The organism is Paenibacillus caseinilyticus (genome assembly GCF_027533645.1).
GTDB lineage: Bacteria > Bacillota > Bacilli > Paenibacillales > NBRC-103111 > Paenibacillus_G > Paenibacillus_G caseinilyticus.
In genome coordinates, this window is the sequence record NZ_JAQAGY010000003.1 from 143124 (window position 1) to 156708 (window position 13585).

13 protein-coding genes are annotated in these 13585 nt (G+C 61.8%); 2 read left to right on the plus strand and 11 right to left on the minus strand.

Annotated features, from left to right (window positions below; all coding sequences use genetic code 11):
* Window positions 1-7: 7 nt before the first annotated feature.
* Window positions 8-685 (minus strand): DUF421 domain-containing protein, encoded by a 678-nt coding sequence (locus O9H32_RS06155; RefSeq protein ID WP_269865007.1) that lies wholly within the window; start codon window positions 683-685, stop codon window positions 8-10.
* Between the two features lie 160 nt (window positions 686-845).
* Here O9H32_RS06155 and O9H32_RS06160 point away from each other — a divergent pair, with 160 nt between their 5' ends.
* Window positions 846-1205, plus strand: a complete 360-nt coding sequence (locus tag O9H32_RS06160; RefSeq protein WP_269865008.1) for a TIGR04086 family membrane protein — start codon at window positions 846-848, stop codon at window positions 1203-1205.
* A 203-nt stretch (window positions 1206-1408) separates the two neighbouring features.
* Here the strand turns inward: O9H32_RS06160 and yajC are convergent, their stop codons facing one another.
* From yajC to O9H32_RS06205, 9 genes are all read right to left on the minus strand, one after another.
* Window positions 1409-1741, minus strand: coding sequence for a preprotein translocase subunit YajC (yajC, locus tag O9H32_RS06165; protein WP_269865009.1), 333 nt, complete (start codon window positions 1739-1741; stop codon window positions 1409-1411).
* A 45-nt stretch (window positions 1742-1786) separates the two neighbouring features.
* The gene (gene tgt, locus O9H32_RS06170; protein WP_269865392.1) at window positions 1787-2926 is read right to left on the minus strand and encodes a tRNA guanosine(34) transglycosylase Tgt; all 1140 of its coding nucleotides are present in this window, start codon (window positions 2924-2926) and stop codon (window positions 1787-1789) included.
* Window positions 2927-2975: 49 nt separating this feature from the next.
* Window positions 2976-4034, minus strand: a complete 1059-nt coding sequence (gene queA / locus O9H32_RS06175) for a tRNA preQ1(34) S-adenosylmethionine ribosyltransferase-isomerase QueA (RefSeq protein ID WP_269865010.1) — start codon at window positions 4032-4034, stop codon at window positions 2976-2978.
* 70 nt (window positions 4035-4104) lie between these two features.
* Window positions 4105-6282, minus strand: a complete 2178-nt coding sequence (locus tag O9H32_RS06180) for a SpoIID/LytB domain-containing protein (RefSeq protein ID WP_269865011.1) — start codon at window positions 6280-6282, stop codon at window positions 4105-4107.
* A 205-nt stretch (window positions 6283-6487) separates the two neighbouring features.
* Window positions 6488-7492: a Holliday junction branch migration DNA helicase RuvB gene (gene ruvB, locus O9H32_RS06185; RefSeq protein ID WP_269865012.1), complete on the minus strand. Its 1005-nt coding sequence runs from the start codon at window positions 7490-7492 to the stop codon at window positions 6488-6490.
* Between the two features lie 109 nt (window positions 7493-7601).
* The gene (gene ruvA, locus O9H32_RS06190) at window positions 7602-8246 is read right to left on the minus strand and encodes a Holliday junction branch migration protein RuvA (RefSeq protein ID WP_269865013.1); all 645 of its coding nucleotides are present in this window, start codon (window positions 8244-8246) and stop codon (window positions 7602-7604) included.
* A complete protein-coding gene (gene ruvC / locus O9H32_RS06195; protein WP_269865393.1) occupies window positions 8243-8746 on the minus strand; it encodes a crossover junction endodeoxyribonuclease RuvC in 504 nt (167 codons plus the stop codon). Before ruvC ends, ruvA begins: the two co-directional genes overlap by 4 nt.
* Before the next feature lie 234 nt (window positions 8747-8980).
* Window positions 8981-9820: an HNH endonuclease gene (locus O9H32_RS06200; protein ID WP_269865014.1), complete on the minus strand. Its 840-nt coding sequence runs from the start codon at window positions 9818-9820 to the stop codon at window positions 8981-8983.
* Between the two features lie 201 nt (window positions 9821-10021).
* Window positions 10022-10732, minus strand: coding sequence for a BofC C-terminal domain-containing protein (locus O9H32_RS06205; RefSeq protein ID WP_269865015.1), 711 nt, complete (start codon window positions 10730-10732; stop codon window positions 10022-10024).
* Between the two features lie 124 nt (window positions 10733-10856).
* Here O9H32_RS06205 and lepB point away from each other — a divergent pair, with 124 nt between their 5' ends.
* Window positions 10857-11414, plus strand: coding sequence for a signal peptidase I (gene lepB / locus O9H32_RS06210; protein ID WP_269865016.1), 558 nt, complete (start codon window positions 10857-10859; stop codon window positions 11412-11414).
* Between the two features lie 209 nt (window positions 11415-11623).
* Here lepB and O9H32_RS06215 read toward each other — a convergent pair whose 3' ends face one another.
* Window positions 11624-13453: a LysM peptidoglycan-binding domain-containing protein gene (locus O9H32_RS06215; RefSeq protein WP_269865017.1), complete on the minus strand. Its 1830-nt coding sequence runs from the start codon at window positions 13451-13453 to the stop codon at window positions 11624-11626.
* Window positions 13454-13585 lie beyond the last annotated feature (132 nt).

Below are 13585 nucleotides of genomic sequence, written 5' to 3' on the forward strand. Positions count from 1 at the left end.
AGCCGGCTTATCTTTTTTTGTCAATAAACCAGCGGCCCCGATGGTCCAGCGAGCAGAAGAACACTTCCTTGAAATCCTTGATCCCCCGGCTCTGCAGCTCGCCCTTCAGCCAGAACCGCGTCTTGGCGAGCTTCTCCAGACTGTCGTCCTGCACCTTCCCATCCATGATCAGGGGCAGCGGCAGCCCTTCGTACCGGATGGATGGCGGCGGACAGGGCGCCTGTTCCTCCTTGGCCGGTTTCTGCTGAACGGTCAGCTTGCCGGAGGACTCGAGCACCGCGAATTCCACATCCGCCACATTGAGCACCTTATTCTCCCTCAGCTGCAGGAGCAAGTCGTCCAGATTATAGCGCTGGCGCCGCATTTCTTCCCGGTTCAGCTGTCCGTGCTCGATCAGCGGGGACGGCTCGCCTTCGAACAGGCGGCGAAGCTTCTGGCTCTTCAGCGAGATGAACGCAATCATAACTTGAACAAGCACCAGCGTGAGCATGGGGACGATCCCATGAATCAACGGCTTCCGGAGATCCTCCAGCACGAATACGGCTATTTCGGCAATCATGATCGATATCACGAGATCAAACAGTGACAGCTTGCCGATCTCCCGCTTTCCCATGAGGCGCATCGTCAGGAAGACGACCACATAGACCAGCAGGGTACGGAAAAAGAGGACTAACAACACTTCCATAGCTCAACCTCCCGGCGACGGTTCCCTGCCTATTGTAGCCTCAGCAAATGGTTGTCATGCGGGAGAATTGCTGGTAAAGCCGCAGCTCGCATCCCTGTACTATTTTGCCGTACAGGCCCATACAATGGAGACAAGATCAGGTTACGGGAGGATGGGAACCATGAAAGGATCACCCCTGCTATCGGGTTTGACGTACGCCGTCTTATTCATGCTGGCCGGCACGCTGGCTGCTTCGCTGGTGCTGCTCGGCACCGAGGTGGCCGAAGGGTCGTGGCTGAGTGCCACGCTGACGGTCCATGGGCTCTCCCTGTTCATCGGTGGAATGGTGTCGGGCAGACGAAGCGGCAGCAAAGGATGGTATCACGGAGGGCTCCTCGGCCTGCTGTATACCCTCGTCATCTGGATGATCGGCTTTCTCGCTTACGATGCCGGCTTCACCCGGGAGATGCTGGTCCTCGGCGGCATCGCCCCCCTGGCCGGGGCACTAGGCGGCATGATCGGTGTGAATCTCAAGAAGTGACCGGGGAATGACGGAACATCGCAGCCCCTCCCCCGCTGCGATGAAGCGCTGCGGTGTACACTTGGATCCAGGCGCGGGGCGCGGACGGAAGCCGTACGAAACAAAGAAAGGTCCTCTCCGCTGCTGCGGAAAGGACCTTTCTTTGTTGGGCTTGCGGTATATGCCGGCGCCGTCTTGACGGCTTCAGCCTCTAGGCACAGCGCTTACTTTTTCTCTTCGCTGCCTGCGCTGCTCGTCACCGAGTTAATGGCCGAACGCTCGAACGTCATCTTCGTGACATCGTTCACACGGAGAATCACGGTGTCGTCCGTCAGCTCCAGAATCGTTCCGTGGAGGCCCCCGATCGTGACGACCTTATCGCCCTTCTTGAGGTTCCCGAGCAGCATGTTGCGGGACTTCTGCCGCTTCTGCTGCGGACGGATCAGGAGAAAGTAAAGTACGACGAACATAAGAACAAGCGGACCATAGGTATAGAGGTACGCAATTGGCCCGGTCGGCTCTGCCGCCGGAGTGCCTGCTGCTGCCAATTCCCACATATCAGAATTCCCCTTTCTCTCTTACGGATATCTATGAAACTTTGGTTAAAACCCTTTGCTGTTCTCGTCAATGCCGTAAGCCGCGAAGAATTCGTCGCGGAAATCGAGCAGCCGGTCTTCCCGGATCGCCTGACGGACCCCCCGCATTAATTCCAGAAGAAAATGCAGATTGTGGTAGGTGGTCAGACGGATGCCGAAGGTCTCGTCCGCCTTGATGAGATGGCGGATATAGGCCCGCGAATAGTTCTTGCAGGTATAGCAAGAGCAGGCCGGATCGAGCGGTCCAAAATCGTTAGCGTATTTCGCGTTGCGGATCACAAGCCGTCCTGCGCTGGTCATGATCGTCCCGTTGCGGGCAATACGCGTAGGAAGCACGCAGTCGAACATGTCGATGCCGCGGATGGAGCCTTCGACCAGGGCATCGGGCGAACCGACGCCCATCAAGTAGCGCGGCTTCTGCTGCGGAAGCAGCGGAACCGTGTAATCGAGCACCTCGTACATGAGGTGCTTCGGCTCCCCTACGCTGAGTCCACCAATAGCATACCCCGGAAAATCAAGGGAAGTCAACTCGGCCGCGCTCTGTCTGCGCAGGTCCTCGTACATGCCTCCCTGGATGATGGCGAACAGCCCTTGGTCCTCGGGCCGGCTGTGCGCCTTCAGGCAGCGTTCGGCCCAGCGGGTCGTCCGCTCCAGCGATTGCTTGGCGTAGCTGTGCTCGGCGGGATAAGGCGGGCACTCGTCGAACGCCATCATGATATCGGAGCCGAGGGCATTCTGGATCTCCATCGCTTTCTCCGGCGAGAGGAACAGCTTGTCCCCGTTCAAGTGGGAACGGAACTCGACGCCTTCCTCGCTGATCTTGCGCATATCGCTCAGGGAGAATACCTGGAAGCCGCCGCTGTCCGTCAGGATCGGCCGGTCCCAGTTCATGAACTTGTGCAGGCCGCCTGCGGCCTTGACCGTCTCGTGTCCCGGACGCAGGAACAGATGGTACGTGTTGCTCAGAATGATATGCGCATCCATCGCTTTGAGCTCTTCCGGAGCCATCGTCTTGACGGTAGCCTGCGTGCCGACCGGCATGAAGGCGGGCGTCTCGATGACGCCGTGGGGCGTATGCACGCGGCCGAGCCGTGCGCCGGACTGCTTGCAGGTTTTGATAGGTTCGTAAGTTACTGCTGGCATGATGTGGTCACTTCTTTCCATCCGTATGAGAACCGTCTCTTGCTAGAGCCGGTCAATAAATAAACATAGCGTCGCCGAAGCTGAAGAACCGGTACTTCTCCTCCACCGCTTCCCGGTATGCGGCCAGCACAGGCTCCCGGCCCGCCAGAGCGGAGATCAGCATGAGCAGCGTCGACTTCGGCAGGTGGAAGTTCGTCAGGAGCGCATCCACCGCCTTGAAGCGGTACCCCGGGTAGATGAAGATGCCGGTGCTGCCGTTGCATGCCGTCATGCTGCCGTCTTCCCGGGCCGCCGTCTCCAGAGTCCGGGCCGAGGTGGTGCCTACCGCTACGACGCGCCGGCCTTCCCGCTTCGCGGCGGTCACGAGCTCGGCCGTTTCCTGCGGCACTTCGTACAGCTCCTCGTGCATGTCGTGCGCGTCCACGGTATCCGCAGAGACCGGGCGGAACGTGCCGAGGCCGACATGCAAGGTGACATAGGCTAATTGTATACCTTTTTGTTCCAGCCTATGCAGGAAGGCTTCCGTGAAATGAAGCCCGGCCGTCGGGGCCGCCGCCGAACCCTCATGCTTCGCATACACGGTCTGGTATCTCTCCCGCTCGGGGAGCTGCTCCTTGATATAAGGAGGCAGCGGCATATGCCCGAGCCGGTCCAGCAGTTCGTTGAAGATGCCTTCGTACTGGAAACGCAGCACGCGTGCGCCCTGGTCTCCATGCTCTTCTACGGTCGCCGTCAGCAGCGGTTTCAACGGATTTGCCCCCTCGGGGGAAGACGCTTCCCCGAAATGGATGACAGCGCCCTCGCGAAGCCGTTTGCCCGGCTTCACCAAGGCTTCCCAGCGGTCTCCCTCCAGCTGCTTCAAGAGGAGGATCTCCGCCTTGGCCCCCGTGTCCGCTTTCACGCCAAAAAGCCGGGCTGGTATGACCCTCGTGTTGTTGAGCACGAGGACATCGCCGGCTTGCAGGTACTTCTCAAGGTCTTCAAATGTATGATGAGCGATCTCCCCGCTCGTCTTGCTCAGGGTCAGCAGTCTGGAAGCCGTACGGCTCGCCAGCGGCGTCTGGGCGATGAGTTCTTCGGGAAGATGATAGTCGAATAAATCCACCTGCATCGGTCTTAAACATCCTTCTATGATTGGATTTGCGCCCTGCGCGGAAGGTGGACAGCGGACTGCTTCCACCTTAGGGCTTGGCAATCGCCGTCCCTGTATAGTAGGTCTGCAGAATAGCTTTGTAGTCCAGCCCTTGCTCCGCATAACCCTTGGCTCCCCATTGGGACATGCCGAGGCCGTGGCCGAAGCCCGTCCCCTTGAAGACGAAACGTGCGTCCTCCGTAGCGGCCCGTACCTGCCCCGTTCCGTTCAATACGAACAGTGGAGCCGTACCGCCGGATTGCTGCGGGGATGCCGTGCCGCCCGCCATATACACGGGTCCTGAGCCGGGCGTACGGTTACGTACCGTACCGCCTGCCCCCTGTATAGTATACCTTCCCGTTTCCTCGATTTCAAACCGGGTCGAAGGCAAGCCGCCGAGCAGCGTGCGGAGCGAATCTGGGTAAGCCGCCTTCACGGGCTGGCCGTTCACGCTGATGCCGGTCGCCCGGCCCGAGGGCCCCCGCTCGGTCACTTCCAGGGACTGGACGCTGCCCTGAACGGCCGCGCCCAGCTTCTCCTTGAGCGTGCGGGCATCGAACGGCCCCCGAAGCCAGGTATAGGCGTTGGATTCCACCGTCTCACCGATCACGACAAAACGGTCGCCGATATCCACCTTGAACAGCGAAGGATTCCCCGCGTCGTCCACATACGGCGCCCCGCGCACGTTGGTTCCTGTCGTATTGCCTTCGTAATAAGGAAGACCTGCAGGATTCTTCTCATCCATGGCCCGCGCGTAATCGGAGCGGATATAACCCATGCGGCCGTCCGGCGTTACGATGCGGTACCACATTTTCTTGCCGCTCTGCGCTCCTTCATCCGGTGAAGCGGCGCTCTTCAGGTAGGGCACGGGATTCCCCCACACTTCGGTCGATTCCGCCGTCTTCCCGCCGGCATTGGAGTAGAACAGCGGATCGATCAGCGCGCCTCCATAGGTCAGCACTTCCCCCTGCGTCGCTTTCACGGCCTCCAGCGCCCCTGGAAATTCCACGCTGATGCCTTTATAAGCCTGGTCGGTCGTCGTGTCCGAAATATGGGCGATGCCGTACTTCATCCCCTGCTTCAGCGCATAGGTGCGTGCCGCTACGGCCTGCGCCTTCAAGGCTTCGGCCGGCCAGGCCGCCCCGAGCTCGGAGCCCAGCACCGCATACAAATACTCTTCGAACGGAAGCTCATTGATTACCGCCAGCTTCCCGTTGTGCAGGGACACTTCGATCCCGCCCCGGTAAGCGCGCTCGTAACGCTCTTCGACCTTGATGCCCGCAGGCGCGCCGCCCGCAGGCTCGGCCCAGAGCTTCGCGCCGCCGCCGACGGCATAGGCATCCGCCGGCGCTGCGCCGGACAGCCCGCTGCGCCGGATCGCGTAGCCCTGCGAGGCGTCGACGGGCGTCAGCGCCAGGCCCGGCACAGCGGCAGCGATCTGCGCCTTCAGCGCCTCGAGCGATGCCGGATCGGCCGTGCCGCCGACGAAGACGGCGTACCCGGTGCCCGTCAGCGCCGGGTCGGCGTCGAAGCCGGCCTGCCCGATGGCGGACACGGCCGCCTGCGCCTCGGTTAGGCTGGCGTAGCTGCCGGCGCTGGCGTAGTGCGGCCCGGCGACAACGGCGCCCGGCTGCTTCGCGGCCGCGGCTGCGGCGGCTTCCTTGGTCGGGAACGGACCAAGGTAAGCCCGGTAAGCCGCAGCGCCGCGCTTCGCGTGCTGCACGACGCCGGCTCCCGCGCCGCCCGCCGCCAGACGGGCCGCCTGCGAAGAGGCTTCCGCCGCCGAAGCGGTCTCCGGCAGCTGCGCGTAGTAGCCGTCGGCGTAGACGCGGACCGCGCCGCCGGCCGTGCCAGGCGCCGGCCGAGGCAGCGTCCCGCCGCCGGAGCCGCGCAGGCTCAGCTCAAGGCCCGCCTCAGCCGACAAGGTGACGGCCGAGGCCGGGCTGACGTACTTGCCCGTGTCGATGAAGAGCGCGACACGGATCCGCTCCGGCACGGGCGTAAGGGCAGGTGCAACAGCCGCCTGTACCGCCGGTATGCTGCCCGGCAGCGTCTGGCCGGGAACCAGCCCCAAGCTGCCGGTGACGGCCAGGACGGCCGCCGCAAAGGCGGCTCCTGTCCCTCTCTGCGTACGGCATACGGTCCGCCATACCGGCCGTTCCTTATTTCGTCCCTGCGGTGCGGCCGCCTCCGCTCTCCGCTCCCGCGGTCGTTTCCCTTCCCTCATGCTCTATGTTCCCCTCTCCCTTGCCCAAGGGACGGCAGGCACTTGAGCAGCCATCCCTTCGTCCCCTGGCGATATATTCGGAACTATATCGGATACATTTGGAATTATTTTCAGTAGGAATGGTTTCAGCAGGAACTGATTCCGTAGAAATTGTTCCAGTAAAATAACAATTCCCCGCTCCCGCATCGTACTCCTGCCTCCTGCTCTAGGAGCGGCTCGGCATAGGAAGCCCCAGGTGCTGGCACGCACTGGCCGTAATCATCCGCCCCCGCGGCGTACGCTGCAGGAAGCCGATCTGGAGCAGATACGGTTCGTAGACGTCCTCGATCGTCTGGCTTTCTTCGCCGATCGATGCCGCGATGGTATCAAGACCGACAGGCCCCCCCTGGAAGCTGAGGATGATCGCCCGCAGCATCTTGTGGTCAATCTCATCGAGCCCGAGCGGATCGACCTGGATGCTCATCAGCGCCGCCTGTGTAATCTCCTGCGTGATGACACCGTCGCCCTTCACCTGTGCAAAATCCCGCACCCGCTTCAACAGCCGGTTCGCAATCCGCGGCGTACCTCTCGAGCGCATGCCGATCTCGCGGGCAGCTTCCCCCACAATGCTCACCTGCAGCAGGTCCGCCGTACGCGATACAATATAGGTGAGCTCGTCGACCGTATAGTATTCGAGCCGGCTGACGACCCCGAAGCGGTCGCGCAGCGGAGCGGAGAGCAGCCCGACCCGGGTCGTCGCCCCCACCAGCGTGAACGGCGGAAGGTCAAGCCGTACCGAACGGGCGCTCGGTCCCTTGCCGATGATAATATCGAGCGCATAATCCTCCATCGCCGGGTACAGCACTTCCTCCACCGTCCGGTGCAGGCGGTGGATCTCGTCGATGAAGAGCACATCGTTCGCCTGCAGGTTCGTCAGGATAGCTGCGAGGTCTCCGGGACGCTCGATCGCAGGTCCCGAGGTCGTACGCAGATTGACGCCCAGCTCGTTGGCGATGATATTCGAGAGCGTTGTTTTGCCGAGACCCGGCGGTCCGTACAGCAGCACATGATCGAGAGCCTCCCTGCGCATCTTCGCCGCCTCGATATATACCTTCAAGTTTTCCTTCGCCTGCGCCTGGCCGATATACTCGGCCAAGTACCGGGGACGCAGGCTGAATTCCGCTACCTGGTCCTCCATCATCAGATGGGCGGAGATGATCCGGTCATCCATAAGACACGCTCCTTTCTCTTCCCTTACCCCTATAAAAAGCAGAATTCCCGCAAAGCCTCCGGTAGGCTCCCAAGGAGACCTGCCGGCGGTCCGCCGGATTCCGCCGTTCTTACCTCATCATCGAATCCTGGAACAACGCCTGCAGCGCCAGCTTGATGACGGCATCCGCCGTCTCGCCGCCCTTCAGCTTGCTCTTGATGGCACTGCCGGCCCGGTCGGCCTCCGCCTCCGTATAGCCGAGCGCCATGAGCGCCGCTTTGGCTTCGCCCCATACCCCCATGCCTTCCTGCACGGAGAGCGGTTCGCTGGGTGCGAACAGCCCCTCGTCCAATCCGCCAGTGATGGCCCCGAGCTTATCCTTCAGGTCGAGCACCATCCGCTGCGCCGTCTTCTTGCCGATGCCCGGCAGCTTCGTCAGGAACGTAAGATTCTCCTGCCGGATGGCTCCCGCAATCGTCTCGGGCTTCCCGCCGGCCAGCACCCCGATCGCGACCTTCGGCCCGATCCCGGATACATCGAGCAGCAGCCGGAACAGCGACTGCTCCTCCCGGGTCGTGAAGCCGAAGAGCAGGTGCGCGTCCTCGCGGACGTGGTAGTGGATGTACATCGTCACATCCCCGCCGCCCCGTCCGTCCTTGGAAGGCGCAACCCCGTAAGGGTTGGCACAGAAAACGCGGTACCCCACGCCGTTCACATCCAGAACGACATACTCCGTATCGCGGAATACGACAGGGCCTCTCAAAAAGTCGATCATCGTTTGTATGCTCCGTTCAATTGTTGTTGTAGGGCCGAGGAATGCGCATGGCAGATCGCCACCGCAAGGGCATCCGCCACGTCATCGGGCTTCGGCACGGCGGAGAGGTGAAGGAACAGCTTCACCATCTCCTGCACCTGCTTCTTCTCCGCCTTGCCGTAACCCACGATTGCCTGCTTCACCTGCATCGGAGTATATTCCGCGATGGGCAGGCCCTTCTGCTCGGCCGCCAGCATGAGCACCCCCCGCGCCTGGCTGACGATCATGGCCGTCGTCACGTTGCGGTTGAAGAACAGCTTCTCGATCGCAACCGCATCGGGTTTGTATTTGTCTATGAGCTGCACGGTCGCTTCGTAGACCTGGCGCAGCCTCAGGCTGTCCGACGTATGCGCCTCTGTCTGGATACATCCGTACTGTACCGGCACGAGCTTGTGCCCCTGTTTATCAATAAAACCGAATCCCACGATGGCAATGCCCGGGTCGATCCCCAAAACGCGCAAGCCCAACTCCCCCATCCGCACCGTTCCGGGAACATAGGCATCCCGAACATATGTATTCATTTCATTATAGCAGATTCTCCCCCGGATGAATACGGTTTTGGGACGCAGCCGCCCCGCTTCTTCCTTCCTTGCCCGCAAAAAACGGGGCCCCGCCCTGTGCCGGCTGCCCCGTTGTATCCGCTTCAGCTCATCGTTAGACGCTTCCGTCGCCAGCCTGCGGGACCCTCCGCACGGCTACACCTTCTGCCGCTCGCGCGGCCCCTTCATGAACTCGTCCGCATCCTGGTCCGCCTTGCTCTGGTTGCAGGCGTAGCAGGAACAGACGCAGTTGACGGGCGTCGTGTGCCCGCCCTTGGCCCGCGGAACGATGTGATCGATCGTGTCTCCGTATTCGCCGCAGTACCGGCAGATGTAGCGGTCCCGCTCCAGGATCATGACCCGAAAATCGTCGTTGCTGTACAGTCTGCGGATCATATAGGGCGTCAGCACGACAGCTGCCCGCTCTTCAACCAGCAGCACCGCCAGCGCCCAGTCGATATCCTGCATCCATCGTTTGCCGTTATTGCTGCGGCCCTTCATCCGGATGAGGCCGTCGCGGTCCTGCCGCAGCAGACGGCCGGCCCCCGGCTTCCTGCGGGCAGGCGGCACATGCACAGGCGATGCCGTATTGCGCGGCACCCGTACGGCCTGCCCCGTCTCTGCCGCCCTCCCGGACGATGAGGCGGGCGCCGGCCCGTCCTGCCCGGCCGGTGCGGAAGCCTCTGCGGCAGGGGCCGCCGGCCTGGGCGGCACAGGCGCCGTCATCGTCCCGGCTGCGGCAGCCGGACCCGGCACGGCGGCGCCCCCCTGGACGGGAAGCGCTTGCTGAATCGCCGTCAATTCGCCCATAACCGCGCCGTCCGCAGCCGGCATCAGCCTGGCCTTCGATTTTCGGCGGGTACAAGTACGGCATATGTTTTTTCTCGATCCATTCTTCGAGCGTTTGACGCCCTTGGTCGGAAATTGAAGGTAATATTTGGTCTTCCCGCATCGGCTGCAGGCTTTGTGCAGCAGGCAGTGCGCTCCCGTATCCATGGTTGTTCTCACCCTTCCGGACGATGTTCTGCCGTCCCTCCCGGGGAGCCGCAGCACGCCAGCTTTTCCCCATTATATCAGACTTCGCCGCCAGCGCCATAGGTGCGGGAGGATAAGACACCGTTCGACTCGGGCGCGGGCGGACACAAGCAAACGGACCGGCCACGTAGGCCGGTCCGCCTCATCTTCACCTTTTTGGACTTACGACCCGGGCTGCACCTGCATGACCTTCTCGGTTTCTTCCACCGCAAAGTCGCTGAGGGTGGAGAGCACGCTGTTATAGTCGTCGAGATCCCGCACGCGGATACCCTGGTACAGCTGCTTCACCGTTTCGCGGGGCAGACTGCTCTCCAGGTATTGAATATTGAGCTGGAAGAACGTACGGATCACGTTCTCTTCCCCGCCGGCCGCCGGCAAGCCGCCGAACAGGGAGAGATTCCCTTTGGCATCGAGACCGAAGTAGGCGTTGTCCTTGCACTGCGGCGAGAGGTCGTCCACTTCCTCCGTGAACAGCACCGTTCCGTCCGGTTTCACGGAGACGGTCAGGGCCGGATGATCTTTGTAATAGCTCAGAATATCCGACGAACTCATCATCCCGATCCGCTGCAGCTCTTCGCCGCATACATAAGCCTTCTTGGCAAAAGCTTCCCTCTGTCCGTCGATCCCCTTCACGAGCCCGCGCACCTCGTTCTCCTGCTGTTTTGGCTGCTGCACTCCGCGGGAGAATACCGCGCGGTCCGCCGGCCGCTCGGGCGTCAGCCCCGGCAGCGTCCGCAGGCCCATTATCCAAGCCCCCGCTCCGAACAAACCCGCCGCCAGCAGGATCAAGGCCAGTCCCAGCCATCTGCGCTGCGAGCGCAGCTTTTTTTTCCATTGCTTCTTGAGTTGGTTCCAGAAGTTAAGAAGTATCATGCGATCCCCTTCTGTCTATGGCAGCTTTTTTACTATATTTGCCACAGGGATCGACGTTTATACGTTCGGTATGTATACTTGAAGGATAATCCCATTCATGACTTATCGTCACAGGAAGGAAGGTATGATTCCATTGCATCCAATCGTCAAAGAAGTGTGGGCTTGGATCCGTTCCCTTGCCGCAGCTTTTGTCCTCACCCTGGCCATCGGGATGTTCGTATTCCAGCCGACCAAGGTGCTCGGCCATTCCATGGATCCCACGCTCCACAACGAACAGCGCATCTATGTTTCGAAGCTGTCGCACACGTTCCGCAGCGAGCCGGAATACGGTGATATCGTAATTATCGACTCGCGCGTCGAACGGGATCGGACGCTGAAGGACGACGTGCTGGAGCACCCGCTGCTCCGTCTGGTCCTGGGCAACGAAGATCCGAACATGTACGTCAAGCGCGTCATCGGCAAGCCGGGCGACGTCATTGAGCTGAAGGATGCCAAAGTGTACCGCAACGGAACCGCGCTGGTGGAACCGTATATCAACGGGACCATGCAGATCCGCGAAGAGCGTACATGGACTGTGCCCGAAGGCCACATCTTCGTCATGGGAGACAACCGGAACAACAGCCGGGACAGCCGGGATATCGGATTCATCCCGTTCGATCATGTGCTCGGCATCAAATTCTAAGGGAGGCCTCCCTCTCTTCCTGTCTCGAATGCCATGCCAAAACAGCCTGAAACGGACCCTCCTCCGCTTCAGGCTGTTTTGGCATGCATTGGCAGTCCCGAAAGTTCCGGGGGAAGGAGCTGCGCGCCCTATCCACGGCTCCTCCCCCCAGAACAGGCCTGGGCCCTGCCGGCAGTCAGGCTCCCCGCATGCCTCCGCTTCGCCCGTGCTTAATCGTTCAGCCAGGGCCTCGCTTTGCGGCTCGATTCGGCACGCTGCGAACGGCGGTTGCTCCGCTCGATGAGCGCTGCAAGAGCGGCACGCGCCTGGCTCTCACGGGAGCGCCGTTTCGGCGCAGGAGCCGGTTTGGCCGCAGCCTTCGCCCGGGCGCCCTCTTCCACCACATCCTCCAGCTCTACCTCGCGGACCGCAGCAGCGCCTGTGCTCTGCGCGATGACCGCCCGTTCCTCACCCCGTTTTCCTTTGGCGGCCGGCAGCTCGGCGCTGCCTTTGCCCTTCTTGCCTTTGCTCTTCCCGTCCTTCGGCAGATGCTCTTCCGGGTGCCCGAAAGGGGCTTCGAAGTTATACGGCAGCTCCGCCGCCGGTCCGGCCCACTGGGGAGGGAAGGGTGCGAGACCGGGGTAGCCCGGAAGGTGGGCGTAAGGGTCGATGCACGGGAACGGAGCGCCATGCATCGGCCCAGCGCCATAGCCGAAGGGTTGGGCGGCATACGGTTCGTACGAAGGTACGGGCGGAAGCCCATAGTACGCCGGGAACGCCGCATCCGGCACCGGGGGTACGGGAGGGAACCCCTCCTGCGGAAGAGCGTAGGGCAGATTCAAGGTCCCGCCGCAGCCGCAGTCTCCGGCCGGAGCCGCCCATGGTTCAACGGCCTGCGGATAGCCCGGGAAGCCGGACTGGGGCGCCGAATAGAAGGGCAGCTCGGCAGCAGGCTCAAGGTCGAAGGGAAAAGGAGCATTCGGCAGCTCGGGCTCATGCCAGTCATTCTCTTTGCCCTTGCCGTGAGGCGCAGCCATCACCTCGGCAGCAGGCATCTGAAACTGTTCGAAAGGGTGCATGGACGCCTGCGGCACGCCGAAGTCGATCGCTCCCCAATTCGGCTGCGGCGCATCGTACGCTGGCAGCACGCCCGCATTCGGCTGCGGCATCATGTCGTATGACGGCAGCACGCCCGCATTCGGCTGCGGCATCATGTCGTACGACGGCAGCACGCCCGCATTCGGCTGCGGCATCATGTCGTACGACGGCAGCACGCCCGCATTCGGCTGCGGCATCATATCGTACGACGGCAGCACGCCCGCGTTCGGCTGCGGCATCATGTCGTACGACGGCAGCACGCCCGCGTTCGGCTGCGGCATCATGTCATACGACGGCAGTACGCCCGCGTTCGCGTTGGGCATCGGAGCCGGTGCTTCTACCGCAGGCGCTTCGTACGACGGCATGGCGTTCTCATTGGGCATCGGAGCCGGCGCTTCTACCGCAGGCGCTTCGTACGACGGCATGGCGTTCTCATTGGGCATCGGAGCCGGTGCTTCTACCGCGGGCGCTTCGGCTGCCGGTGATGGCACGTTCGGCAGCTCCGGCAGTTCGAGATTCGGCGCAAGCGGCACTTCCGAGATCGGCGCCGCTTCGACGGGAAGAGGCGCTTCGGGCGTAATGACCGAGGTATCCTTCTTCGGATGGCCGGCATTCTCCGCCCCTTCGGGTTTCATCTTCGGAATATACACGACATCGCCGGTCATCAGCACGTTCGGATTTTTGAGATGCGGGTTGGCCGCCACCATATCCGACAAGGGAATACTCCATGCTTTCCCCAGCTTCCAGAGCGTATCCCCTTGCGAGACCACATGCTTGTAAAGATAGTCGGAGGGCGGGTCGATCGGCTTCGGTGCCAGGGGAATCTTCACCTTGGCCCCCACCATCAGCTCATTGGGGTCGGCAATCTGGGGATTGGCGGCAATCAGCTTCTCCAGCTCCACGTTGTATTTTTGAGAGAGCGCGTAGAGCGAATCGCCATTCTTCACAATATGAATCTTCAATGCGGTAACCTCCTTCGGTTTGCGGAAGTCCATCAGCCCGGCTGCGCTTCGCTATGTATGGTGCCCTGTCTGCCTCCCTATTCCGGGAGGCCGTACAACCCTGGACGACCAGGCTGCCCCTGGAGCACCATA

Excerpts from the sequence above, each read along its gene's own strand:
- ruvA (WP_269865013.1), bottom strand. The coding sequence starts at position 8,246 with ATGATCGACTTTTTGAGAGGCCCTGTCGTATTCCGCGATACGGAGTAT.
- O9H32_RS06200 (WP_269865014.1), bottom strand. The coding sequence starts at position 9,820 with ATGGATACGGGAGCGCACTGCCTGCTGCACAAAGCCTGCAGCCGATGC.
- O9H32_RS06160 (WP_269865008.1), top strand. The coding sequence starts at position 846 with ATGAAAGGATCACCCCTGCTATCGGGTTTGACGTACGCCGTCTTATTC.
- ruvB (WP_269865012.1), bottom strand. The coding sequence starts at position 7,492 with ATGGATGACCGGATCATCTCCGCCCATCTGATGATGGAGGACCAGGTA.
- lepB (WP_269865016.1), top strand. The coding sequence starts at position 10,857 with ATGATTCCATTGCATCCAATCGTCAAAGAAGTGTGGGCTTGGATCCGT.
- yajC (WP_269865009.1), bottom strand. The coding sequence starts at position 1,741 with ATGTGGGAATTGGCAGCAGCAGGCACTCCGGCGGCAGAGCCGACCGGG.
- O9H32_RS06205 (WP_269865015.1), bottom strand. The coding sequence starts at position 10,732 with ATGATACTTCTTAACTTCTGGAACCAACTCAAGAAGCAATGGAAAAAA.
- O9H32_RS06155 (WP_269865007.1), bottom strand. The coding sequence starts at position 685 with ATGGAAGTGTTGTTAGTCCTCTTTTTCCGTACCCTGCTGGTCTATGTG.
- queA (WP_269865010.1), bottom strand. The coding sequence starts at position 4,034 with ATGCAGGTGGATTTATTCGACTATCATCTTCCCGAAGAACTCATCGCC.
- O9H32_RS06180 (WP_269865011.1), bottom strand. The coding sequence starts at position 6,282 with ATGAGGGAAGGGAAACGACCGCGGGAGCGGAGAGCGGAGGCGGCCGCA.